The organism is Neochlamydia sp. EPS4 (assembly GCF_000813665.1).
Classification (GTDB): domain Bacteria; phylum Chlamydiota; class Chlamydiia; order Chlamydiales; family Parachlamydiaceae; genus Neochlamydia.
The window spans coordinates 36,102-59,825 of sequence record NZ_JSDQ01000038.1 but is presented as its reverse complement, the minus strand read 5'-3'; the positions used below and the strand labels follow the sequence as shown (position 1 = coordinate 59,825).

Annotated in this window: 16 protein-coding genes and 2 pseudogenes; 8 read left to right on the top strand and 10 right to left on the bottom strand. The window is 38.7% G+C overall.

Features of this window, described 5'->3' with window-relative positions:
• Nucleotides 1-383: 383 nt before the first annotated feature.
• The 4 genes and pseudogenes from DB42_RS11170 to DB42_RS10320 form a co-directional block, all read right to left on the bottom strand.
• Complete coding sequence (locus tag DB42_RS11170) at nucleotides 384-536, bottom strand: hypothetical protein (protein WP_155117413.1); 153 nt, start codon at nucleotides 534-536, stop codon at nucleotides 384-386.
• A gap of 108 nt (nucleotides 537-644) precedes the next feature.
• Complete coding sequence (locus tag DB42_RS03715; protein ID WP_044881799.1) at nucleotides 645-848, bottom strand: hypothetical protein; 204 nt, start codon at nucleotides 846-848, stop codon at nucleotides 645-647.
• Nucleotides 835-1,140: pseudogene (locus DB42_RS03710) on the bottom strand (DUF4277 domain-containing protein); the annotation flags it as partial. The pseudogene DB42_RS03710 and the gene DB42_RS03715, both read right to left, overlap by 14 nt.
• Before the next feature lie 206 nt (nucleotides 1,141-1,346).
• A complete protein-coding gene (locus DB42_RS10320; RefSeq protein ID WP_052435958.1) occupies nucleotides 1,347-2,549 on the bottom strand; it encodes a leucine-rich repeat domain-containing protein in 1,203 nt (400 codons plus the stop codon).
• Between the two features lie 207 nt (nucleotides 2,550-2,756).
• On the opposite strand from DB42_RS10320, the gene DB42_RS03700 reads away from it, so the two are divergent.
• The 3 genes from DB42_RS03700 to DB42_RS03695 all read left to right on the top strand — a co-directional run bounded on the left by DB42_RS03700 (nucleotide 2,757) and on the right by DB42_RS03695 (nucleotide 4,957).
• Entirely contained in the window at nucleotides 2,757-2,942 is a 186-nt protein-coding gene (locus tag DB42_RS03700; RefSeq protein WP_044881797.1) for a transposase, read from the top strand.
• Nucleotides 2,943-3,217: 275 nt separating this feature from the next.
• Nucleotides 3,218-3,364: a hypothetical protein gene (locus tag DB42_RS11410; protein ID WP_162180751.1), complete on the top strand. Its 147-nt coding sequence runs from the start codon at nucleotides 3,218-3,220 to the stop codon at nucleotides 3,362-3,364.
• Between the two features lie 762 nt (nucleotides 3,365-4,126).
• Nucleotides 4,127-4,957, top strand: coding sequence for a hypothetical protein (locus DB42_RS03695; protein ID WP_044881796.1), 831 nt, complete (start codon nucleotides 4,127-4,129; stop codon nucleotides 4,955-4,957).
• A gap of 13 nt (nucleotides 4,958-4,970) precedes the next feature.
• Here the strand turns inward: DB42_RS03695 and DB42_RS03690 are convergent, their stop codons facing one another.
• The 5 genes from DB42_RS03690 to DB42_RS03670 are packed head-to-tail and all read right to left on the bottom strand — an operon-like array spanning nucleotide 4,971 to nucleotide 10,224.
• Nucleotides 4,971-5,981, bottom strand: coding sequence for a metal ABC transporter permease (locus DB42_RS03690; protein WP_044881795.1), 1,011 nt, complete (start codon nucleotides 5,979-5,981; stop codon nucleotides 4,971-4,973).
• Nucleotides 5,978-7,330 carry an iron chelate uptake ABC transporter family permease subunit gene (locus DB42_RS03685; protein WP_042239799.1) on the bottom strand — a complete coding sequence of 451 codons (1,353 nt, stop codon included), beginning with the start codon at nucleotides 7,328-7,330 and terminating at the stop codon, nucleotides 5,978-5,980. The genes DB42_RS03690 and DB42_RS03685 overlap by 4 nt, the downstream gene beginning before the upstream one ends.
• A 4-nt stretch (nucleotides 7,331-7,334) precedes the next feature.
• On the bottom strand, nucleotides 7,335-8,123 hold the full coding sequence (locus tag DB42_RS03680; RefSeq protein WP_044881794.1) for a metal ABC transporter ATP-binding protein: 789 nt from the start codon (nucleotides 8,121-8,123) through the stop codon (nucleotides 7,335-7,337).
• Nucleotides 8,120-9,112: a metal ABC transporter solute-binding protein, Zn/Mn family gene (locus tag DB42_RS03675; protein ID WP_044881793.1), complete on the bottom strand. Its 993-nt coding sequence runs from the start codon at nucleotides 9,110-9,112 to the stop codon at nucleotides 8,120-8,122. The genes DB42_RS03680 and DB42_RS03675 overlap by 4 nt, the downstream gene beginning before the upstream one ends.
• Nucleotides 9,109-10,224 (bottom strand): P-loop NTPase, encoded by a 1,116-nt coding sequence (locus tag DB42_RS03670; protein WP_080502718.1) that lies wholly within the window; start codon nucleotides 10,222-10,224, stop codon nucleotides 9,109-9,111. Before DB42_RS03670 ends, DB42_RS03675 begins: the two co-directional genes overlap by 4 nt.
• A 352-nt stretch (nucleotides 10,225-10,576) precedes the next feature.
• Between DB42_RS03670 and DB42_RS03665 the strand changes: the two genes are divergently transcribed.
• The 5 genes and pseudogenes from DB42_RS03665 to rlmD all read left to right on the top strand — a co-directional run bounded on the left by DB42_RS03665 (nucleotide 10,577) and on the right by rlmD (nucleotide 21,986).
• Entirely contained in the window at nucleotides 10,577-11,092 is a 516-nt protein-coding gene (locus DB42_RS03665; protein WP_042239796.1) for a hypothetical protein, read from the top strand.
• A 792-nt stretch (nucleotides 11,093-11,884) separates the two neighbouring features.
• Nucleotides 11,885-13,366 (top strand): annotated as a pseudogene (locus DB42_RS03660) (NTP/NDP exchange transporter); the annotation flags it as partial.
• A 451-nt stretch (nucleotides 13,367-13,817) separates the two neighbouring features.
• Nucleotides 13,818-18,392 carry a protein translocase subunit SecD gene (gene secD, locus DB42_RS03655; protein ID WP_044881791.1) on the top strand — a complete coding sequence of 1,525 codons (4,575 nt, stop codon included), beginning with the start codon at nucleotides 13,818-13,820 and terminating at the stop codon, nucleotides 18,390-18,392.
• Between the two features lie 557 nt (nucleotides 18,393-18,949).
• Complete coding sequence (recJ, locus tag DB42_RS03650) at nucleotides 18,950-20,707, top strand: single-stranded-DNA-specific exonuclease RecJ (RefSeq protein ID WP_039386029.1); 1,758 nt, start codon at nucleotides 18,950-18,952, stop codon at nucleotides 20,705-20,707.
• On the top strand, nucleotides 20,700-21,986 hold the full coding sequence (gene rlmD / locus DB42_RS03645; protein WP_044881790.1) for a 23S rRNA (uracil(1939)-C(5))-methyltransferase RlmD: 1,287 nt from the start codon (nucleotides 20,700-20,702) through the stop codon (nucleotides 21,984-21,986). Before recJ ends, rlmD begins: the two co-directional genes overlap by 8 nt.
• 273 nt (nucleotides 21,987-22,259) lie before the next feature.
• Here the strand turns inward: rlmD and DB42_RS03640 are convergent, their stop codons facing one another.
• Nucleotides 22,260-23,669 carry a DUF4116 domain-containing protein gene (locus DB42_RS03640; protein WP_044881789.1) on the bottom strand — a complete coding sequence of 470 codons (1,410 nt, stop codon included), beginning with the start codon at nucleotides 23,667-23,669 and terminating at the stop codon, nucleotides 22,260-22,262.
• Nucleotides 23,670-23,724 lie beyond the last annotated feature (55 nt).

Sequence of the window (23,724 nt, the reverse complement as noted above, 5' to 3'; positions counted from 1 at the left end):
GTAAATTCTAAAATCAAGTTTAAGTAATATATTGGTGACTACAAATTTTTATAAAAAAGCCATAAAGCTTTAATAATAAAATAATTAATCACTTTAACCTTATAAAAAAATGGAACTTCCGTTGTAGGCGATAGCTAGATATAGAAGGTTTTTGCTCAGCTTTTGGTCGACCAGATGTGGTATTCTTTTGAGTTGCTATAACTTGAGGTTCGATAATCTGTATATATTTAAGCTTTTTTACAAGCTTATCTAATTGGCACTTAGCATCATTTAGACATGAAAATTCTTGCTGCATGAACCTAATAAAGGCTTTGGCTTCTTTTTCCCTGCCCTTCAGGTAATGCTTGGCTAAAGTGCAGCATTCTCTTTGATAGGCCGCTTGGCTAAAAGATGACTACCCATCTTTGTTCAACGCCTGCAAAGCAAGAAGTGCTCTCAAAAGCTCGATAGCCTTCTGCTATCTCTACCGTCTTGTCGTAAGGTACTTCAAATATGAGTTCTTTGACCTCTTTGATCTGCATGGGAACACGAGTCACAAATAAGCTTTGTTCTCTTTTAAAGGCTTGTAAGGTAGCTGGCGTATAAAGAGCACTGTCTCCTACTATCCTACTATATAACGATTCTCTACGGCTTGCCGAAAGCTTTTAAGATGCTTTAACAACAACTCGCGTAAAGGCGGTTTTATCGCTGCTATTGCTATCGGCCGCTTGCAAAGGGATATTGCCTTCATGGGAGGTGATAAGCTGCAAGACGGCTTGATTTAAATCAGGCTTGTGGTCTCTGCCGTAGCCTTGTAATAGACGAATGCACGCTTCTCCTTGTTCTAATAGGCTCTCATAAATTTCCATCTACATGAAAACTTGTCTCATCTAAATGTAAGCTTTTTACTTGGATACCCAGCACTTTGATTGTATGCAGGGCTATCTTAGTAAAAAGCTCAGCCACGGCCATTTCAAATAACTTATCCAGTGTTCTGCCTAAAACATTATCATCAATTTGCTTTGGTATAACTGGCGTACCTAGCAAATGATCGATGAGTTTGCCTTCAAGGTATTCAGAATACATGTAAAGCGTCCGACTTATAAACCTTAATCCATTTAAGATCATGCATTTAACAGCTTGAACATATGTTAGATGCTTGTTCTTCGCCTGGTTGCCTACTGCTTAATCAATAAGGTCAACTAACCCTATCTCCTCACACATTCTAAGCTACCAACCTTAAATGATCGACGTTTTGCATATCTATTTACATAACTTTTAGTCATTTAATGTAAGCCTTTAAAGATAACATCTTACTCAATTAGCCTTCAGAATTCCTAATTATTTTTTCTACTCAGGAATGTAAGTTATAGCTTTAAATGTTGCATTATTTCTTGAGGAAAATTTCCCCACCGACTTTTATTTAGCTCTAGATTTAACTCGTTTAGCAGATGCTCTATTTCTGCCGGAAGAGTGGTAAGCGGATTATTTTTTAAATAAAGCTCTTGTAGCTGCCGTAGCTGTCCTATTTCGGCAGGAACAGTGGCAAGGTTGTTATTGCTTAAATCAAGATTTTGTAGCTGAGATAGCTGTCCTATTTCTGCCGGAAGAGTGGTAAGTTCATTATTGCTTAAACCAAGTCTTTGCAGCTGAGATAGCTGCCCTATTTCTGTAGGAAGAGTGGTAAGCTGGTTATTTTCTAAGCTAAGCCCTTGCAGCTGCAATAGCTGCCCTATCTCGGCAGGAAGAGTGATGAGCCGATTGTTATGTAGGAAAAAGAATTGCAGCTGAGACAGCTGCCCTATCTCGGCAGGAAGTGTTGTAAGCTGGCTGTCTGCTAAGAAAAGCCATTGCAGCTGAGATAGCTGCCCGATTTCTACCGGAAGAGAGGTGAGTGGGTTGTTTTCTAAGAAAAGGCTTTTCAGCTGTACTAGCTGCCCTATCTCGGCGGGAAGAGTTGTAAGCTCGTTATTTTTTAGACTAAGCACCTCGAGATTTGATAGCTGTCCTATCTCTGCAGGTAATAAGGTTAAGCCAATTTTTTCTAAATGCAATTCCGTAATATCTTTGCTATAATTTTCAACCCATTCCTTAAAAAGCTTGCCTTTTTCTTTTAAAGATAAAGCTTTAATTTCTTCTCTTTCTAAATATTCTCCCCCTCCGCCAAGTTCTTTCCACATTAAGAGGCGGTTGATATCTACAAGATAAGAGCAGTAATTAGTGAGGGTAAAATATCTTTTTTCCTCGGTTTTCCACTTAAATTCTAAAGGAGAAAGAGAGGTAACTTGAGTAAAGATTTGGCTGAAGATTGCATAGACTTTTTCTGTCTCTGAAAGCTTTTCTTCTAGCTTATAAATCCTATCTAAAATAAAAGCCTGCTTATTAACATCTGTATGAGGAGCATGCATCTTACCTATTTGCTTATAAAGGGAAGGCATGATTTCCGTAACCAGCAAATGTCGCCATCTTGTACAAACGCTAGATAAGGAAGGGTTAACACAAGCTTCTAAAATAGGGGCTAGTATCTCATTAGGTAATTGTTCTAAGTTGATGGAAGAAATAGGATTCATTATACCGCCTTTTGTAATAAGTTTTATTTATGCTTTTATTAGCTAATAATCTAGAAATATATCTAAAAGAAAACAAATTTACAAGAAAATAAGGAAGTAATTTATTTAGATTATCAAGTGTAAAAGTTTTACATGAACCTATCCCGATAATATTGAAAAATTTAAACTTGTGATGTAAGGTCTTCTTTTTTAGAAAGGAAAAGACTTATGCTAGGACGATTTGAAGGATTTACAGATATTCAATGGATAATTTTAAAACAGTTTTTGCCACAGAGCCCTCCAAAAAATTTAAAGGGAAAGCCTCATACTCCCTGGAGAAAGATTTGTAACAGCTTACTTTGGATTGTGGCTACCGGCTCGCGTGATTGTGATCTTCCTAAAAGCCCGAACTGAGAATCAAGATCTGCCACTCTTCGATGGTTAGGTAGATGGCAAGAAGATGGCACGTTAAATAGAATCCTACAAACCTTGCTTGATACAGCCGACCTTGCCGGAAAGTTAGATTGGCAACTTCTAGCAGCTGACGGCTTTTTTCAGCGCGGAAGGGAGGGGGCGAGAGATTGATTTAAGGATATAAAGGAAAAGGAGCGACCACTTATTGATTAGTAGAAGGAAAGGGCTGACCTGTAGCTTTTAAGAACAGGGCTGCCAATGGAGATAAACGCCAAATGGTGGAACCTTTAATTAATCAAATTCAGCATCGCAAAGATAAGATAAAACATGGATTAGAGCTTTTTCCTCTAGTTGAAGCAGATAAAAGAGATGATGCTGAGTACTTAAGGGATAGATTATTAATACGAAAATTTTTTCCGTAAATTTATAGGCGGAAAAAGCCTGGGAAAATGGCTAAAGAAGGCTAGCTTTACTTTAAAAAGAGTGAGATAGCAAGTTGAACGAGCAATATCTTGGCTGTAAAGAAAATTTCGGCGTCTCATAGCTAAAGGGGAAAGAAAAGTAAAATATGGGCAAGCATTTCTTACCATTTACTTAATAGGTTTTTGGATGGATCAATTAGTGAGCTAGGCTCATGCTATCTAGGCTTGTCGCCACCTCAAGAAAATGATTTGAATAAGGCTCATTGACTGGCTGGCTGCTACCTATTCTTTCCATGGAGAAGTTAGTGATACTAGAGACAACGGTCCTAAAAAGATTCCCATTCCATTTAACTTACTATCTTTTTACTAGTTTCTTTGATGATTTACACTAGGGTTAGCTTATGAAGAGTCCTCAAAAAGGGGAGCTTCTAAAGCCTTTTCTAGCAAGCATGCAGATAAATTTTCCCGCTTGCATTAGATCCTTAGTAAGCAATACTTTTAAAACTTAACAGGAAACACCTGCTAATCTTTAAATTTTTAGCCTTTCCCCTCTTCCCTTCTTTACAAATAAAGATTGCGTGGAGCCTTACTAAAAATGTTTATGAGCGACTTAAGAGTTAGTAGAGTATTTTAAAAATAGAAGCACAAAGTGCTCTTCCTTATAGATGAAAACTCTTTGAAAAAATAAAAACCTTACTTAAAATAAGCCTTGATTGTTACCTTAACAATCAATATTTATATCTAATCTTTACTTTGAAAATAATGAATAAATGTACGGACAAAGACCCTTTTTTAAATAGCCAAGCTTTAAGCCTTAATAATATGATGGTAGCAGAGAGAGGGGCAGGCAAATGGAGACGAATCGTTATAAAATGGAACCAAGTCTGTCCTCACGATTCTACAGCCAGAATCCAGCATTGTTATGCCGCGGTTATTCATACCAAAAATATGAATATTTATGGGGATGATGAAAAATCACTTTTAGCTTGGAAATTTGGGGCACTCACTCTCTTCAGCCCAATTTTTTATATAACCAAAACTATTTTTCATCTTTTTTTTCCGTTATCTATTTACAAGTATTACACTCTTGAAAAAAAGAACTGGGAAGCACTAAAGGTAAGGGCTAAACACCATCCATTAAACCTTTCGCCTTCTCTTCACCAAAAACAACCAAAGATAATAAAAATCATTTTAAAAAACTGCTTAGATATTTGTAGAACTCCTCTTTATGCTTTGACTATTTCTATTGCATCTTTAGGAACCCTTATTTTATCCCTTTTTAATTCGAACTACTTATATGAAGGGCGAGAAATTCTAGGAAATTTACAGTTATCTCTTAATTGGGAACAGCGAAAACCTTATTATTTTGAAACCATAGCTCCATGTATGCTCCCTATTGATAACCTGCAAGATGTTGCCTCTAGACGCTCCTACACACAACGTGATACGGATTATGAAGGTCCACCAGGTACTCTTGTGCATGGGCTTAATAATTTGGCGCGCTGCCATGTTCTTTATTGGAAAAGTTTTAACAAGAAAGAAAAAACTATTAAGCCTTATAGGAGCAGATTTTTAGAGAAAAAATCTTTATAAATTTGATAAAGTCTTAAAAAACAGGAAGGACTAAATCTCTTAACTTAAGCCGCTTTACTTGTATTGTTTTAACAATCAAAGTAAAGCCAAACAAGGTAGTAATAGTGCAAACCACTAAACCTGATGTAGAAAGAGGTATGTGGTAGACAGTTAAAATATGGCGTGCCAGGGCGACACCTATAACTGAGGCTAGACTACCTAAAGCAGCAGCTAAAAATAACAACATTTTAAGATTGTGAGTTATAAGCCTAGCTGTTAATACAGGCCCCGTAATAAAAGCCAATACCATTAAAACCCCCACCGCTCTAAAAGCTCCCATCGTAGTAGCTGCCACCTGAACCATGAGTAAATAATTAAAGAACACCGTCGATATTCCTAAAGCTTTGGATAGATAGGGATCAAAGGTAGTAATCTTAAATTCTTTAATAAACAAAATGATTGAAAGAACATTTAAAAACACAATAACCCATACAAATTTACAATCTTCCTTTTGCAAAGCATCTACATTTCCCATTACGACTTCTATACCTACATGGGCATTACGTGTCAACAAGGTAACTAACACGATTCCTAAGGCGAATAAGCTGGTAAATACAATGCCCATGCTGGCGTCTTCTTGTAGGCGGGCAATTTTAGTCAGGCAGTCAGTTAATAAAGCAGTCAATAAGCCTACAGCCAATGAAGCCAAAAGCATGATTTTAATATCAATAGGAGAATAATAAGCCTCATTTTCTAATAAACTGTTTTGCGTCAATACAAAAGTAATCACAATCCCTAATAAGATTGTATGAGATAAAGAATTGGCTAGCATTGTCATTTTACGCAAAACCAGAAAAGTTCCTACTAAAGCTGCTGAAATGGCCACGCCTATTAACACAACCATTTGAATTTCATCCGAAACCATTTCACTTAAAGAAATTTTACCAACAATAAAACTGTATAGACGCACGAACAGCTGCAGAAAAAAGCCAAAAAAGTTTTGATTGGTATAGGGATTGAAATAGGTAGAGTTTATACTATTCATAAGTTAATTTGGGCAGGAATAAGTTGATGATGCGGGTCTTGCTTGGGATCATTTAATAATATGATTAATTTATCTTCCAACTCAGGAGTGATAACATGCTCCATCTCTTCAGCATTCAAGTGTACTTTTTCTGCCCCTATTCCTAGATAGTCTACCAGATAAACCTCCCAAAGGCGATGCAAGCGAACAATTTTAGCCGCCCAAACATTTCCTTCTTTGGTTAGCTGATAAGCTTTCTTGCCAGCTTTTACCATCCAGCCATTGCGTACAAGCCGCCAGAGAGCAAAACGCAAATATAGCTTGGAAGCACTTTGATGCTTAGCAATTTGCTCAAAAGATACAGGATGGGGCCCTTGAATACGCCAAATAGCTTTAAGAAGATTTTCACACATGCAGCGGTGGCGGAATTTGGCTATGCGTAGTACCCGTAAAAGCACACCTCGCTCAGGAGCTAATAGAAGGGAAAGCAAGCAAATACAAGAGGAGACTAAAACAACCATGGGACCTGTAGGAAGCGCTAGCCGAGCTGAAGGATAAAGAGAAGCTAAATAGTTAGAAATTTCTATGGAAAGATAATTGCCCAAATACCCACTAATCAACCCAAAACAGGCTGCCCAAACAAACATTATTGAAAGCCTGTTCGTGTATTGCCGAGCTGCCGCTGCAGGGCTAATCAACATAGCAGACATTAATACTACACCTACTGAACGAATGCCAATTACCACGGCTAAAACGATCAAGACAAAAATAATAGCATCGATTCCTGAGACATTTATTCCTAGACTTTTGGCATAATCTTTATTAAATAAAATAGTTTGTATCTCTTTATAAAGAAAGATAAGGGTTAAAGTAATCAATAATGCCAAAGTCCCATAAACGAATATATGGATATCTGTCATGGTAGCAGCTTGGCCGTAAAGATAGACTTGCGCCTGTCGATAAAGAGTGGAAAAAGAAAATTGAACTTGGCTAGCCAACGTTAGGCCTATCCCAAAAAAAGCCGCTAAAATAAAACACAATGCTGAATCGCTAGGGACCTTTAGAGAGTTTTCTAACCAGCGAATAGCCCACAGGCCTCCTAAAGCTGTCAGTCCAGCGGCTACCATAATCAGGCTGGCCACCACCATCTCTTGATCTTCACCTAGGTGAAGTATTCCTGCCAAAATAACACCTATCATCACACCTGGGTAGGCTGCATGTGAAAGACTCTCTCCTAGTAAAGACTCTTTACGTAAAAAAACTAATACACCTACTAGAGAAGCTCCTAAACACATCAGCATCGAACCAATTGTAGGAGCTCTAAGAACAGCGTCGGTAAAATAATAGTAAGGTGAGTTAGCAAATAACATATGTTTATGAAGCAGCTCCCTTGATTTTATCTTGGGATAATTTCACTGCTTCATCAAATAAAGAAAAGCTTTTGCCATAGGTAGCTTGTAAATTATCAGCTTTGAATATTTTTTCCACAGGACCACATGCGACTAAACGCATATTAAGTAATATGGCCCAATCAAAGTAATTTTCAACATTGTTTAAATCATGATGGACAATAAAAACACTTTTTCCTTGAGCTTTCAGTTGAATTAGAATTTTCATAATAATTTTTTCTGTGGCTATATCTATACCAGCAAAAGGTTCATCCATAAAATATAAATCTGCTTCTTGCAACATAGCACGAGCAATGAATACCCGTTGTTGCTGCCCACCTGATAGCTGGCTAATTTGCCGATCGGCATAAGCTCCCATTCCAACCATTTCTAGATAGCGATTGGCAGCCATTCGATCTGCTTTACGCGGCCATCTCAATAAGCCTAGCCTTCCATAACATCCCATTAAAACCAAATCGCGCACTGTAATGGGAAAATCCCAATCTACACTTTGACGCTGGGGAATATAAGCAATCCTTTTACGGGCTTCTTTTAAAGGCAAACCAAAAAATTCAATTTTTCCTGAAATAGGTTTTACTAGCCCTAGAGCAGATTTTATAAGAGTACTTTTGCCAGCGCCGTTAGGACCTAGAATACCTACAAGCAAACCTGGAGGCACTTTTAAATTAATATCCCATAGTACAGGTGTTTTGTCATAGTTAACGGTAAGCTGATGAGCTTCTAGTACGGAAGGTTGTGTCTGCGCTTTTTTCATCCATCAACCTTTAAGCATTTTTTAATCCAATCGGCATCATGTTGAATCATTTTCTGATAAGTTTCCCCGCTAGAACCAGCAGCACCCATAGCATCAGCATAGAGACAACAAGGAGCAATAGTGATGTTTAATCCTTTTTCCTTACCTGCTGAAATGATTTTACGCAGAGAATCCTTGCTAACATTAGATTCTGGAAAAATAACCTGTATTCTATGTTTAGAAAGATAATCTATAATCTCTTGGATATGGCTGGTACTCAATTGACTCTCAGGTGCTAAACCTTCTGGGGACGCAACCCTTTGAACCCATTTCCCATTTATTCTCTCTTCTTGTGTAGCTAGATAAGCTCTGGCAAAATAGTTAAATGCATCATGACTGGTTACTAAGTAACGCCTCTCAGAAGGAATTAACCCTAGCTCGTATTTAATCTCTTGATCACTCTGAAGTAAATCCTGCATAAGTTTTTCACCATTAGTATGAAATACATCAGCGTGCATGGGATCATTAATGCTTAATACTTCAACAATATAGGGAATGATTTTTGCCCATATAGCCATGTCCATCCAGATATGAGGATCAATCTGCCCTTGACTATAAATAACTAAAGAAGGGTAATCTTTAATTATCTTATTTCCTAAACCCACTGCCTTTTTATTACTCTCTAAGAATCTTTGTAAGCTGGGTCCATGCTCTAAACCTAATCCATTGTAAAACACCACATCCGCATAAGCTAACTTTTCATCATCCCCTTTCACAAGCTGATAAGTATGTGGATCTAAATCTCCTCTCATTAGGGTTAAATTATCGACATGTTCTCCCCCTACTTGTTGCACGATATCGCCAATCATGGCAATGGTCGACAAAGCTTTAATTTTACCATTCTTTAGACCAAAGCCCTCTCTTTCTATACGACGATGTTGGTCCTCAGAGGTACAAGCTACCATCAGAAACACGCTCATCCATATACCCATTTGTAGCCACGATTTCATGAATTTTGCTCCTGAGCCATTTGACGCAAAAAACTAAAGGTATAGATGCCTTGATTGCAACCAGACGTAAAATAAATGCGTAAAGCATAATGCCCTACCCTTTCAATCGTAGAGACCCGCAGCTCGTCGCGATTAGTTTTTTTATCCCCTACTTTGTTTTCTACGCTTTTTTCTATACATCCAGCACAAGGACAACGACGTTGCAAATCAGACAAATAGAAGTCTGCCATTAAGCCATCGCTCCATTGCAAAGTAAAGGTAGCTGGATCTTTTTGAAAAAACTTTTCCACTTCCGCAGTTTCACGCTTTTTTATTTCTACTAATTGTTCCATTACTTTCTTTGCTAAATTTATAAAAATCTTACTAATCGCTTGGGCGTCTGGGGTCTTTTCCTCAAAAAGTGAGTTCCCCTTATCGCCACTATGGGAAATTTCAGAGCTTATCGGGATTTGGCCTAGAAGAGAAAAGCCTGCTTCTTTAGCTAAACGCCCCCCTCCCCCTTGACCCAAAGGATAAACACGTTTTAAATTTGGGGAGATCTGATAATAACTCATGTTTTCTATAACACCTATGATAGGAATTTTCATTTGATAAAACAGGTCCATGGCTTTTCTTACATCCATTAATGCAACTTCTTGGGGAGTTGTCACCAAGATGGCAGCATTCAATTGAGCATTTTGGCTCAAGGTTAGTTGAATGTCACCCGTTCCCGGTGGAAAATCAATTAATAAAAAATCTATTTCTCCCCAATCTACATTTTTAATGAATTGTTGAACAATAGTGTTAGCTATGGGAGCACGAATGGCTGCAGCTTCATCTTCGCGCCTAAAATAAGCCATGGATATAACCTTAACTCCCTGGCATATAGCTGGTAGAATACGTTCATTGCATTGCTCAGGCATTTTATCTTCGGGTAACATGCGACGGATGGAAGGACCGTAAATATCAGCATCCAGTATTCCCACCTTAAAGCCTAAATCCTTTAAAGCTCTTGCAAGGTTAACTGTGACGCATGATTTTCCAACTCCGCCTTTCCCAGCAGCAATACCAATAATAGCATGCACAAAATTTGCTGAAGCCTTAGAAGTAGCTGGAAACATAGGTAGTGGCATGATGCACCTAGCATATAAGGTTTTACAGACAAAGGAAGTCGCTAGCCATTCTTTAAAAGCATATAGTACTAAATGAACAGATTACCTTCAAACTTTTAAAAAAACATATTCTTACTCTACTATTATTTGTACGGGTAGTAATGAGGCAGAAATTATATGTTTATGAATAAATTTTAGGTTGCACAAAATTCATATAAATCTATAATTTTCATTAGTAAATAAAGAAATCAAAACTTTTCCTCTTCCCGCTCCCCTATAAACAAAGTTTAGGAAAAATCAAGGTTTCGGAACGCAATAAAAACCAGCGTTATTTATAACTCTAACGAAAAATAAAAATTAAGTAGGTATATCAATGAGTACAAACTCAAAATCCGATTCAAAACAATTGGAAAGTCTTATTCAAACGGCTGTTAAGAAGTTAGGTGCCAAGAAGGAAAATGATATTTGTCGCTACATTCCTTCTTCAACAGGTGGCTACATCCATCATTTTACCATGCGTAAAATGAAAACAGAAGATCCTGAACAGCTCACTGATATGATTTTAAAATACATTATCAATGTTGACAAACCCTCTCCTGTAACACCCAAGCAACGAGCTGCTAGAGGCTCACGCAAGCGTAGAGACCAGATTCTATTTTCCAAACAGGACATTGAACGCATGTTAAACATGGCCCGCTTAGCAGGTGATAAAGAAATGATTCGTAAACTAACCCCAAAAAAAGACTTACGTTCTATTAAGAGAGAGCTCATTGCATCAATCAGGCACGGTAAAGTTGAACAAGACCTTTGGACATCTTATGTTGAAGCCATCAGCTTAAACAATAATCTTGCTGCCTCTGCCAACTCCTTGGCCCCTCAATATAGCTAAATCATTAGGCCTTCGAAATGTACATGATTACTTATGCTTCGAAGGCTTTTCATCCACTTATCTTCTCTTTTATATTTTTAGCTTTTAAACCTAGCCGTGCTCAATCACAAAATTAAACATATTTTGTCTCTTTTCTAGATTTTCTTTTAAACACCTTAGCAAAGCTCCTTTCCGCTTCTAAGAGCTTTACATTTACTCCTAACAAAAGTTCAAAAGATTGCTATATAGTGAAAGATAGACTCAACCCTGTTTTCAAACAATTCTTCAACCTATCAAAGGTTAACAAGGCCATATTATTAGATAGATAAACCCATTTTGTCTAAATGCTTTTTAAATCCTACGGATTGCAGAATTTCAGCGTAAATTATAAACCTAACAAAAAAGCCAACCCATAGCCTATTATACGCTTTTGAGCTACTTCTTATGCAGCTCCCTAATTTATAATATCTCTCTCGTTAAGCAGAGAGATATCTTTTAGAGGGTTGGGTATGCAGACTAAGTTTTTTTAAAGCGTATTATTTAAGGTTTAGCAAAAGCTTTTTTGCTTTAACCTACTTTGTGGAGCCACGTTGATGTAGGTTATTTTAACAAAATGGAAGTAAGTTGTGGATCATCGCCCTCTTTCCAACCCCTTATCCTTTCCCTTCTTTACTCTTGCCTATTAATTAAAAATGTTTTACATTGTGCATTCTCATTATAAACAAAAGTGTTTTTTATTAAATTCTTAAGTGTTACAAGTGGATGCTAATTAAGCACATATAACGCTTATTTTACAATCAGAGGTTTTGATATATGGCACAAAATGCTGGACAAGAATTTAGTAAGGCGCGGTCATTTTTTTGGCCCGTCCATAACTATGAGCTTAAAAAGCTTTTACCTATGTTCTTGATGTTTTTCTTTATTTCTTTTAACTATACTATCCTGCGTGATACAAAAGATACGCTAATTGTAACAGCTTCTGGAGCTGAAACCCTCCCTTTCTTAAAAGTATGGGGTGTGGTTCCTGGTGCAATTATTTTCATGCTCTTGTATGCTAAGCTAAGCAATATTCTTAGCAAAGAGGCCCTTTTTTATACGGTCCTTGCACCATTCTTGGTCTTTTTCGCTCTTTTTGCTTTTGTTCTCTATCCCAATAGAGAGATTCTTCATCCCACGACCTCAGCAGATTATTTGCGGTCAATCCTACCTGCAGGTTTAAGCGGCTTAGTCGCTTGCTATAGAGATTGGACATTTTCTCTGTTTTATATCTTAGCAGAACTATGGGGAAGCGCCGTGTTATCTTTGATGTTTTGGGGCTTTGCCAATGATATCATGCGTGTAACTGAAGCGAAGCGTTTTTATACTCTACTTGGCCTTGGAGCAAACGTTGCTTTGCTTGTTTCTGGCCCTACGATTGTCTATTTTTCTAACATCCAGAGCCGCATTCCCGCTGGTGTAGATCCATGGCAAGTTTCTCTTAACTATCTAATGACTTTTGTTGTTTTAGCTGGTGTATCGGTGCTTGGCATTTACTATTGGATGAATAGAAACGTTTTGACAGATCCACGCTTCTACAACCCAGAAGAAGAAAAGAAAGGAAAAAAATCTAAACCTAAAATGGGTATTTTAGAAAGTTTTGCTTTCCTAGCTAAATCCAAGTACATCCTCTGCATTGCTTTGCTTGTCATTTCTTATGGTATTTGCATTAATTTAGTTGAAGTAACTTGGAAAGGACAACTTAAGCTACAATACAAAAATCCTAATGATTACAATGCTTTTATGGGCATGTTTTCTACCATCACAGGATTGGTGACAATTATAATGATGTTCTTAGGCGGTTGGATTACCCGCAAAAAAGGCTGGGGCTTTGCCGCTATGGCAACACCTATTGTTTTATTAATAACAGGGATCGGTTTCTTTTCTTTTGTTATATTTAAGGACCACCTTGCCGGCTTCATTAGCTACTTTGGCACTACTCCACTCATGCTAGCAGTAATCTTTGGCATGATACAAAATATTATGAGTAAATCGACGAAATACTCTTTATTTGATCCTACCAAGGAGATGGCTTACATTCCTCTTGACCAAGAATCTAAGGTCAAAGGCAAGGCTGCTATTGATGTGGTTGGTGCGCGTCTTGGTAAATCTGGAGGTTCTTTTATTCAACAAGGTCTGCTTGTTGCCTTAGGATCGCTAGCCGCCATCACTCCTTATGTAGCTATCATTATGACCTTCTTTATCCTTATTTGGTTAGCGGCAGTAAGATCGCTAAACCGCCAATTTATAGCTTTAACTCATGAAAAAACTGATACTTCTGAAGGGTCTACTCTGGTAGAAACAGAGGGAACTGCAAAAATATCGGGTTAATTTAAAGCTTGGCCTTAATGCAAGCCACCTGCTTGAACCTCTGTTCAAGCAGGTGGCTTTCTTATTTATGGAAGATTTAAAAGAAATCAATATCTATCATTTGTTTATCTAGCCACTTTTCTTAGGCCATGCATTCTATAGACACAGCTAGCACTAGATAAGATAGATAATAACAATAGATTTATTGATTAGAGTTTACTTATATAACCACTGATCAAGCCTTTTTAGACTTCAAGGGTAACCGCATCGATTAAAGTTGGGTTAAGCGACAACTTGGAGTTCTCTTTCAATTTTATAGACAGAATGACCTTTTCTTTGTTATCCTATCTGCTTACCCTTTTCTATCAAATGAAAGCTTTAAATAAGGAAACGAATTGTCATGGAAAAACAAAAGCGCTGGCAATTATATCTGATATTAGCGGTCATCTTTTTGACGCTATTCAACATTTTGCCAACAATTTTTTACTATACTAAACCTCTTAAATCCCCTATCGACGCAACTCGTGCCCAAAAAATTGCTGTTGCTATCGCCAATAGGACGAATGAACTTGAGCAGGATGCTACTGATTGGCTGCATTCGTTTGCTAAGCTACTAGGTGTAAAGCCTCGATCTATCGAGCTACAAAAAAACAATCCTCAATATGTCGAAGTAAATTTTAGTAATGCGCAAGATGCTTCTCTTTTCAGGCGTTTTTTACCTAGAGCTGGAGCATTAATCCCGTTTGTGCCTGCTCAACTCGAGCTGTATCCTCAGGTAGATGAGCAAAACACACAAGTCATCGTTTCTCGAAAAGTAAACATTCATTTTAATCCTCAAGATTTACAAGAATTTTTTCAGTATGCTTACAAACAAAATGCCGAGGGACAAATTACTGACTTTTATCGTCAATTAGTTGAAGACCGCGTGGCCCAGTTAGCTCTAGCTTTTGGCAGCACAAGCAAACCAGCCACTCTTTTGCAAGCAATTAAAGATAATCCTACTAGCTCTTACGATGATCTTGTGCTCAATCTTGCCACTGAAATTGTAGAAGCAAATAAAGCCTTACAAGCTAATCAGGCAATGGCTAAACGTTATTTTGCTAGCTTTACACAGATGGGTGCTCCCTCTAAGGATAATCTAGTTAGCAAATTTTTATCTCGCGCAGAAGCTCTGAAGGCAGGCTTAGGAGCTAAGAAAGAAACCTTGACTCAAGAAATAAAAAAAGCTGAAGAGAGCAAGCAAACAGTTGATTCTAGCCAACGACAAGCTTTAACTCTTTTAGAAGGACAACGCCATACTTTAAGCCAAGCCATTTCTATCCTTCATCAGCGGGCAGCTGATTTTAAAGTTAGCCAACAAGCTTTAACGCCAGAAAAAGTTAAAGATTTAATCCAAACTAGCCAAAAAGCCTCTAAAGCTAATGATAAGTTACAAATAGTCTCTCTAGATGGAAGTAATCCTTTTGTCCAAGGGCTGGTTATTGATTGGTCAAATGAGAAAATCTTTCTTCAACTTTATCCAGATATTCAAGCCATCCGCCAAGCTCCTAGCAAAGATGAAGAAGCTGATGTCCAGAGAGATAAAATAAACAATTTAATAATCAACGATATAGCACGTGCAGGCCGTTTAACGGATGAAAATTTAATACCTTGGGAAGAGACTTTTGGTGTTAATCTTTCCCAATTAACCAATCCTCGCAGTTTTTTAGCGTTAAATTTAACAGCCGTTGCTAAAAAACAAATCCAGCAACTGCTGAATCAGTTAGAAGAAATATGGCTACCAAAACATACTGAGCTAACCCGTGAAGCCTATCCTCTGAGAGACTATGCTTCGTATACAAAATCAAAGCCTGAAGAGCAAAAGCTAGGCTTACTCGTATACGCACCTTCTGCACAGCAGAGCCCTACCTTACCAGGTTTTAACAATGGCTCTATCTATGTGATTGCTAGAGGAATGGATAGCATCATGCAAAAATATCGCCAAATGCCCGATTCTCCTGAAAAACAAGAGTTTCTTCATGATATCGAGCAGCTGCATTATACCTTGCAAGCAAATGGTTTCGTAGGCTATTCAGGGGCCACCTTCGGATTGCCTGCCGAATTTAGCAAAGATTATATTTTTGAGCTTAATGATTACTATGATACCTTGCTTAAAGCTACACGCGAAGATTTCTATGCTAAAGGCAGCAAGCGTCACGCTTTGCTAGACTTTACAGATGTCGAGCAGCGCATGCTAGCTATAAACGCTATCGAAGATCATCAGCAAGAAGACTTACTTAAATGGGAAGAAGAATATCGCTCTGCTCAGGTAGACTTGGATATTACTAACCATTATCTAGTTCCTGCCCCTACCAAAAACCCCTACTGGCAAAATTTCAAGCTTAGCATCGCAAAATTTTTCCGCGGTGATGATCGCAAGATTCTTAAGCTTGGCTTAGATCTTTCTGGGGGTAAAACAGTGCGCATAGGCCTCAGAGACCAAAATGGGCGAGAAGTCACCAATCCTGAAGATTTAAAGCAAGCTGTTAATGAATTATATACACGTATTAACAAAATGGGGGTCTCAGAACGTACCATTCATCTAGAAGGCAATAACATTGTTTTAGACTTTCCTGGCTCGCAGAACATGTCAGCTACGGATCTTGTTAAAGCTTCTGCCATGTATTTTCATGTAGTCAACGAGAAATTTACTCCTAACAATCCTGCTTTAAAAGAGGCTGTCAACCAGTTTTTACAAAATGTATGGAATGAAGCGGTAGTTACTAATCGTACAGACATTGATAGTGTGAATGAAATTGCCTGGCATCACTTAGGAGGTGACTTGGCTACAGGTGAGCTGACAGGCCCACGTTCAGAATATGCCACTCTGCTTTATGAGAGCGGCTTGCGCCTAGCTGATCCTAAGCATAAGGAAGTAAGCAATACTTACAACGATACGCTTTCTTCAGTAGCCATTTTACGTGGTAAGGATTTCTCAGAATGGAATAACCAAGCCCATCCCTTGCTAATAGTTTTCCACCATTATGCATTAGAAGGTTCTAGCCTAACAAACATTCAAGTGGGCTATGATTCTTCTGAAGGAAATACACTTTCCTTCAGTGTAAAAAGCTCATATGATGGTTCACGCATAGGCAGCCCACGCGATGACTTTTATACCTGGACCTCACAATTTGCCGAAGATAAAATTGTCGGCACTCCCAAAGAAAGTTATTCTCGAGGCAAAGGGTGGCGTATGGCAGTGGTTTTAAATGGGACGATCATAAGCTCGCCCAGCCTTCGTGCCGCTCTAAAAGATTCTGCGCAGATTACTGGTCGCTTCACCCAACGTGAAGTTAATCAACTAGCTGCCGACTTAAAAGCTGGATCATTAAGCTTTACACCAAAAATTCTTTCAGAAGAAAATGTAAGCCCTGAACTAGGTCAAGAAGAACGCACTCGAGGAGTAGTAGCCTCTGTTGTAGCACTTACTTTGGTGGTTATCGCTATGATTGGCTATTATCACTTCGCTGGAGTAGTCGCTTCTACAGCTGTTCTTTTTAACATCCTCATCCTTTGGGGAGGGATGCAAAATATCGGCCAGCCCTTAACATTGCCAGGACTGGCGGGTATTGTCCTCACCATTGGTATGGCAGTCGATGCGAATGTGCTAGTTTTTGAAAGAATTCGTGAAGAGTTTAAGCAATCCGGACGTTTAGCTTCAGCTATTCAAGCCGGCTATCGTAAAGCTTTTAGTGCTATTGTTGATTCTAATATCACCACTATCATTGCTGCCCTCATTCTTATTCAATTTGATTCTGGACCCGTCAAAGGTTTTGCTGTAACTTTAATCATTGGGATTATCTCCTCTATGTTCACGGCCCTGTTCATGACGCGTTACTTTTTTGCTGGGTGGGTACAAAATCCTAAGCATAAATCCTTGTCTATGTCCCAGCTAATCGGCAATACTCACTTTGATTTCTTAAAGCATGCTAGAAAAGCTATAATAATCTCTTTAGCTATGATAGCAATAGGAGGCTATTTTTTCTCTGTGCAATATAAAACAATGTTGGGTATGGACTTTACGGGCGGTTATTCATTAAATGTTGAACTTGAAGAAAAGCCGGAGGAAGTAAACTATCGTCAGTTGGCAGCAGAAGCTTTACTCACCCATGGAGCCACTGCTAATGATTTCCAGTTGCGCACCTTAAGTAAGCCTAATCAATTACGTATCCAATTAGCCACAAGCATGGAACAAAAAGGCCATCCTTTTTATCAATTGCCGGAAACCTTCGTGGAAGACAAGTTTGCTCATGAATACCAAAAAAATCCTCGAATTGTTTGGCTGGTTAATACTTTAACAGATGCAGGATTAAATGTAGCTTCTTCACAATTGGACCAGTTGCATACTCATTGGACAGTCATTAGTGGTCAGTTTTCCGAGGCCATGCGTAACAATGCGGTCATCGGTTTAACCATTGCTTTAGCAAGTATTTTGCTATACATTACCTTCCGCTTTGAATTTAAATTTGCCCTAGGAGCTGTAGTAGGGCTAACCCATGATGTGATTATTACTCTAGGTATTTTGGCAATCTTTCAAGCAATGGGCTTTGCCGTCCAGATTGATTTGCAGGTTGTAGGAGCCATTATGACAATTATTGGTTACTCTTTAAATGATACAATCATTGTATTTGATAGAATTCGCGAAGATATGAGGCTTATGCGTAAAATGAAGTTTAAGGATATTGTCAATCATGCTTTAAACATTACTTTGAGCCGTACGCTCATGACCTCGGGTACTACTCTACTAGTCTTGCTATCATTAGTATTGCTAGGAGGCCATTCTATCTTTGCTTTCTCACTAGTTATGACGATTGGTGTCATAGTTGGTACACTCTCTTCACTATTTATCGCATCCCCAGTAATGCTTTATATTCACAACCGTGAAATAAAAAAATTAGAAGAGGAAATGCATCCTACCAGAAGACTATCTTCTTAGAAAGAAGGCTCTTTTAAGAGCCTTTTATTGCTTAAACAACTCCCTAAAATCACTTGGCTAAAGGGATCTTTTTGGAGTTGTTTAAGCTTCTAAGGGTCCAGTATATGACCTTCTTTTTTATAGCAAAATTCCTTCAAGTAAATAAGCCTACCGCCGATAACTTCATAGACGTCCATGGATATTTGCAAAAGAGTTCGGAATTATGGTTTTTAATAACTCCTTGAGTGTGAAAGTTAAAAAAACTCTTAGTTTTTAAATTTACCCATCGATTAGCTAAGAGCTTTTTCCCTTTCTTTCATAATTTTTTATGCAAAAACAACCTCTTTAGTAATTATTAAGAAAAGGGCAAAAGATGAAAGCGGCAACCTTTTGAATATGAGGCCAATAAACTCAAACTTCTTAGGTTAAAATGAAGCTATCCCTGCTGCATAGAGAATCGATAAAAAATGCTCAACCTTTCTCTTTTCTGCTTAGTCATACACTGCTCGTATAGATTTCTTGACAAGAGCTTTTTATAAAGCTAGAATGAAGATTATCATCACCAGGACCATAACTGAATGCATTCCATTTTCCACCATCAAGAAGCACCTGTTTGGATTTATCCGAAAATCGACAACGAGTGGAAAGAACTTATTACTAAAGAATTTAAGATACATCCTGTCACCGCTCAAATCCTCATTGCTAGAGGCTTTACCACGTTAGAGCAAATTCATGACTATCTTTATTCTAAACTCCCTGATCTATACGATCCTTTTTTGATGCCAGAAATGCAACAAGCTGTGGATCGCATTAGCCAAGCCATTAAAAATAAAGAAAATATCCTTATTTATGGGGATAATGATGTGGATGGGATGACAGGCACAGCTTTGCTGACTGAATTTCTACAGTTTGTGGGCGCTAATGTATTCTTCTATGTCTCTAATCGGGGCACTAACCGCCAAAGCTTGATAGTAGAAGCCTTAGAATATGCGCTGAAAAATGAATGTAAACTATTGATTACCGTAGACTGTGGAATTACAGCAGCTACAGAGATTGCCAAGGTTGTGGAAAGGAATGTCGATGTAATCATCACTGACCACCATGAGCCTACCGATAAAATACCCCATTGCGTGGCTACCCTTAATCCTAAGTTACTCAATAGCTCCTATCCTAATCGAGACCTAACAGGTGTAGGTGTGGCTTTTAAGCTAGCGCATGCAGTCACTCTCCAAATGGTAGCCGAGGGGCTTATCTCCCCTAAAAAAATTGATCTTAAACGTTATCTGGACCTGGTTGCTCTGGGAACGGTGTCTGATATGGGCTCTCTGCTTGGCGAAAATCGCATTCTTGTAAGTTATGGTTTACGTCAGCTTAAGAAGAATAAACGCATTGGCCTAGCTAAACTCATTTCTATATCCGATGCAGATCTGAATGAACTTTCCACTTTTATGATAGCCTCCAAGCTAGCTCCTCGCTTAAACAGCTTAGGACGTATTGCTGACCCCCAGAAAGGCGTTCAGATGCTTTTGGCACGTAACGTTATTGCAGCTGAGAAACTTGCTGTAGAACTCGATCTTAACAATATGGAACGCCAAAAAATTGAACGTACCATGTCCTTAGACATTGAAAATACGGTAGCCATACATCCTGAAATTTTCAAAAATAAAGCTATTGTTTTACATTCTGATAAATGGCATCCAGGAGTAATCGCTATCCTATCTACACGTATTTCAAAGCAATACAATCGCCCAACTGTCATGATTGCCATTGACCATGGGGTCGGTAAAGGTTCTTTGCGCTCTATTCACGAATTCCCTCTTCTTAATGTATTAAAAGATTGTTCAGATATTCTTGTCAATTTTGGAGGACATGATTTTGCGGCAGGCTTAACAATTAAAGAACAACATATCGAAGAGTTTAAAAGACGTTTTATCAAGGCAGCCGATGAGAAACTACGTGATCATGATGTAATGGCCAAACTGATGTTGGATGCAGAAGTTAACTTTCATGAGCTTACTTTTGATTTTATGGAATCCATTCGCCTACTTGAGCCTTATGGCAATGAAAACCCTCAGCCTATCCTTTATACCATCGCCAAGCAAGCTTGGCCTCCCAAAGTGGTAGGTAAAACACATTTGAAGCTCTATCTAGAGCAAGATGATCGTATGTTAGAGGGAATTGCTTTTGGACAAGCTGCACAAAGTCCTCTCCTGCGCAAAAAGAATTTAAAGCTACGTATAGCTTTTACTCCCCAGATTAATAATTTTCAAGGCCCCAGTATTCAACTGCTGATCCGCGATTTCCAAATTATTGATGAAAACAAGCCATATGTCTGAGATTCTCGTTGGCAAGGTGATTGCTCTTAACTCTGAGGGGCAGGGAATCGTTCGTGAAGACAAATTGGTTGTTTTTATCCCTTTTACTACTCCCGGCGACACGATTCGTTATCATATTGTAAAGCGTAAAAAAAACTTTGCGACAGGAAAATTACTAGCTGTGCTTAAACCAAGCTTGCAACGAGTAAAACCCCTTTGCCGTTACTATGGCGAGTGCGGTGGATGTCAATTGCAACATCTAACTTATGAAGCTCAGTTAGAAAACAAACGCCAGATTATTGAAAATGCTTTAATACGCATTGGAAAATTTTCAAAGCTTACGGTTTTACCTGTGGTTGCTGCTCAGATGAACTGGATGTATAGACGTCATATCACCCTCAAAATTATTCCCCATCAAGGGTTTTTTAGGGCAGGCTATATAGCTATTGATAACCAAACTCTGCTACCCATTCAGCATTGCCCTTTATTCCTTGCCGAAGATAATGTGGCTCTTGCCGAAGTGCAGACCTTGCTAGGGAAGATATCTTCTCAACAAGCTACTGAAGGAAGAGCAACTCTTTTTAAAACGGAAGTAAACCAATTAATTTTAAGTTTAAATTTTGAGAAGCTTAATAAGATAGAAGCAGAGATTATCGAAGAATTTTTAAAACAATTTCCCCGCTGGAAAGGAGTCATAGTAAAGGGAGGATCAAAAAAATGGGTGTGGGGTGATCCCACCAACTTTCTCGCGGTCGGACACTTAAAATTTCTTTGCTCCCCTGAAGTCTTCATACAAAATCATGCAGAGCAAAGCTTAAAGATCTATCAGCAAATCATTGATTTGTTTTCTAAGAAGAAGCAAGCTACCATTCTTGATCTTTATTGTGGCATTGGTATCTCCTCTTTACTTTTAAGCCAACAAGGCCATCGAGTCATTGGAATAGAATACAATCCTCTGGCGATCGCTATGGCCAAAGAAAATGCCTGCCTTAACAGATTGACGACCCCTCAATTTATTGAAGGAGATGTGGAAAAAGTCCTACAAAAAGAACTGCACGACCAGCACGCCGATATCATTATTCTTAATCCTCCTCGCCAGGGAATCACACCCGCCGTCGGAGTAGAAATTTTACGACGTTGCCCACAAGAAATTATTTATGTTTCCTGTATGCCTTCTACTCTTGCTAGAGATCTTTCTCTTATCTGTGTTCAAGGTTATAGAATCTCCCTTATCCAGCCTTACGACATGTTTCCCCAGACAAGCCATGTTGAAACTCTTGTACATTTGATACGTAGCTAAAAATAAGATTAGCAATGTTAACATACAGGCTCTTGTGATGCCCCTCCCCTTGAAGCATGAGGGAAAAATTTATGGTAGACCTATTTTAAACGATTTTAATGGGGAAAGCTGTCAAAAAAGAGTTAGGAGCTCAGCTAAAAGGGCGCCTGTTTGATCTAGATACTTGCAAGAAGCAAAGTAACATCTTTAGAAAAACAAAGTCCTATCTCGTTTCAAATTAATAACAGCACTTCTTGAGCATTCCACCCTTTGGCAAAGATGCGATTAAATCATTTACTTGCTAGATAGCTCTAGAAGCTCTTCATCTTTCTGCAATTTCTCACTAGCATACTGAAGCGCCCAGCCATCTTGCTTAACAGCCTCAAGAACGACTTTCCTATCGTTCTGAAGCTTTTGGCTAGCATACTCAAGCGCCAGACCGTCTTGCTGAACAGCAATAATTACAACTTCTCTATTATTTCGGAGCCCCAGGCTAGCATGTTGAAGGGCCCGGCCATTACACTGAACTGCAGCAACTACAACTTCTCTATCGTTTTGAAGCTTTTGGCTAGCATACTGAAGGGCCCAGCCGTTTTGCTGCACAGCAGCAAGAATAATTTTTTTATCATGCCGAAATTCTTGGTTAGCATACTGAAGCGCCCAACCGAATTGCCTAACAGCAGCAAAAACAACTTTTCTGCTATTTCGAAGCTCGGGACTAGCATACTGAAGCGCCCAGCCGAATTGCCTAACGGCAGCAAGAACGACTTCTTTATCATTTTGTAGCTCTGGGCTAGCATACTGAAGCACCAAACCCTTATGCTGAACAGCAGCAAGGACAAATTCTCTATTATCTCGAAGTTCAGGACTAGCGTACTGAAACCCTAAATCGTCTTGCTGAATAGCAGCAAGAACGACTTCTCTATCATTTTGAAGCTTTAGGCTAGCATGCTGAAGCGCCAAACCGCTATGCTGGACAGCAGCAAGAACGATTTCTTTATCATTTGAAAGTTCTTGGCTAGCATACTGAAGCGCCAAGCCATTTTTCTGAACAGCAGTAAGAACGATTTCCCTATCGTTTTGAAGCTCTGCGGGAGCAAATTGAAGGGCCAGGCCATTTTTCTGAACAGCAGCAAGAAGGGCTTCCCTATCGCTTTGAAGCCCTTGTAGGGCAGATTGAAGCGTTAAGCCATCTTTCTGAACAGCAGCAAGAGGGACTTTCCTATCTCTTTGAAACTCTTTGGTAGTAGGCTGAAGGGTCAAGCTATTTATCTGAACAGCAGCAAGAGGGGCTTCCCTATCCCTTCGAAGCTGTTTGGTAGTAGGCTGAAGCGTCAAATCACTTTGTTGAACAGCGGTAAGCACAGATTCTCTACCATTCGAAAAGTGGGGGTCAGCCTTCTTAAAGGCTTTGTTATTCTTTTGAGCAACAGTATGCCCAATCTTTTTATCAACTTCTTTCTTATGAGCAACGTCCCAAATCCCCACCAGTATATTTCCTAATACAGGAATTAACAAAACTACACATCGTCTAAAACTTTTCTGATTAAGATGAGCATAGTAAGGATCTTTGGTCTCTTTTTGCTTAAGGAGTAAAATAATAGCTTTTTGAAAGATATCGACTAAATTAGTCACCGTGCTAAAGATAGGTACGTAGTCAGCCTTATGATCTATAAATAGGCAGACTCTAGATAAAGAATTCATTTGCATGGCACCTTATATTGTTTATTAACCTAATGTAGAGGTTATCTTTTTTTAA

Coding starts and splice junctions, on each gene's coding strand:
- DB42_RS03665 (WP_042239796.1), top strand. CDS start 10,577: ATGAGTACAAACTCAAAATCCGATTCAAAACAATTGGAAAGTCTTATT.
- DB42_RS03715 (WP_044881799.1), bottom strand. CDS start 848: ATGGAAATTTATGAGAGCCTATTAGAACAAGGAGAAGCGTGCATTCGT.
- DB42_RS10320 (WP_052435958.1), bottom strand. CDS start 2,549: ATGAATCCTATTTCTTCCATCAACTTAGAACAATTACCTAATGAGATA.
- rlmD (WP_044881790.1), top strand. CDS start 20,700: ATGTCTGAGATTCTCGTTGGCAAGGTGATTGCTCTTAACTCTGAGGGG.
- DB42_RS03690 (WP_044881795.1), bottom strand. CDS start 5,981: ATGAATAGTATAAACTCTACCTATTTCAATCCCTATACCAATCAAAAC.
- DB42_RS03675 (WP_044881793.1), bottom strand. CDS start 9,112: ATGAAATCGTGGCTACAAATGGGTATATGGATGAGCGTGTTTCTGATG.
- DB42_RS11410 (WP_162180751.1), top strand. CDS start 3,218: ATGGTGGAACCTTTAATTAATCAAATTCAGCATCGCAAAGATAAGATA.
- DB42_RS03680 (WP_044881794.1), bottom strand. CDS start 8,123: ATGAAAAAAGCGCAGACACAACCTTCCGTACTAGAAGCTCATCAGCTT.
- DB42_RS03695 (WP_044881796.1), top strand. CDS start 4,127: ATGAATAAATGTACGGACAAAGACCCTTTTTTAAATAGCCAAGCTTTA.
- DB42_RS03640 (WP_044881789.1), bottom strand. CDS start 23,669: ATGAATTCTTTATCTAGAGTCTGCCTATTTATAGATCATAAGGCTGAC.
- DB42_RS03685 (WP_042239799.1), bottom strand. CDS start 7,330: ATGTTATTTGCTAACTCACCTTACTATTATTTTACCGACGCTGTTCTT.
- recJ (WP_039386029.1), top strand. CDS start 18,950: ATGCATTCCATTTTCCACCATCAAGAAGCACCTGTTTGGATTTATCCG.
- secD (WP_044881791.1), top strand. CDS start 13,818: ATGGAAAAACAAAAGCGCTGGCAATTATATCTGATATTAGCGGTCATC.
- DB42_RS03670 (WP_080502718.1), bottom strand. CDS start 10,224: ATGCCACTACCTATGTTTCCAGCTACTTCTAAGGCTTCAGCAAATTTT.
- DB42_RS03700 (WP_044881797.1), top strand. CDS start 2,757: ATGCTAGGACGATTTGAAGGATTTACAGATATTCAATGGATAATTTTA.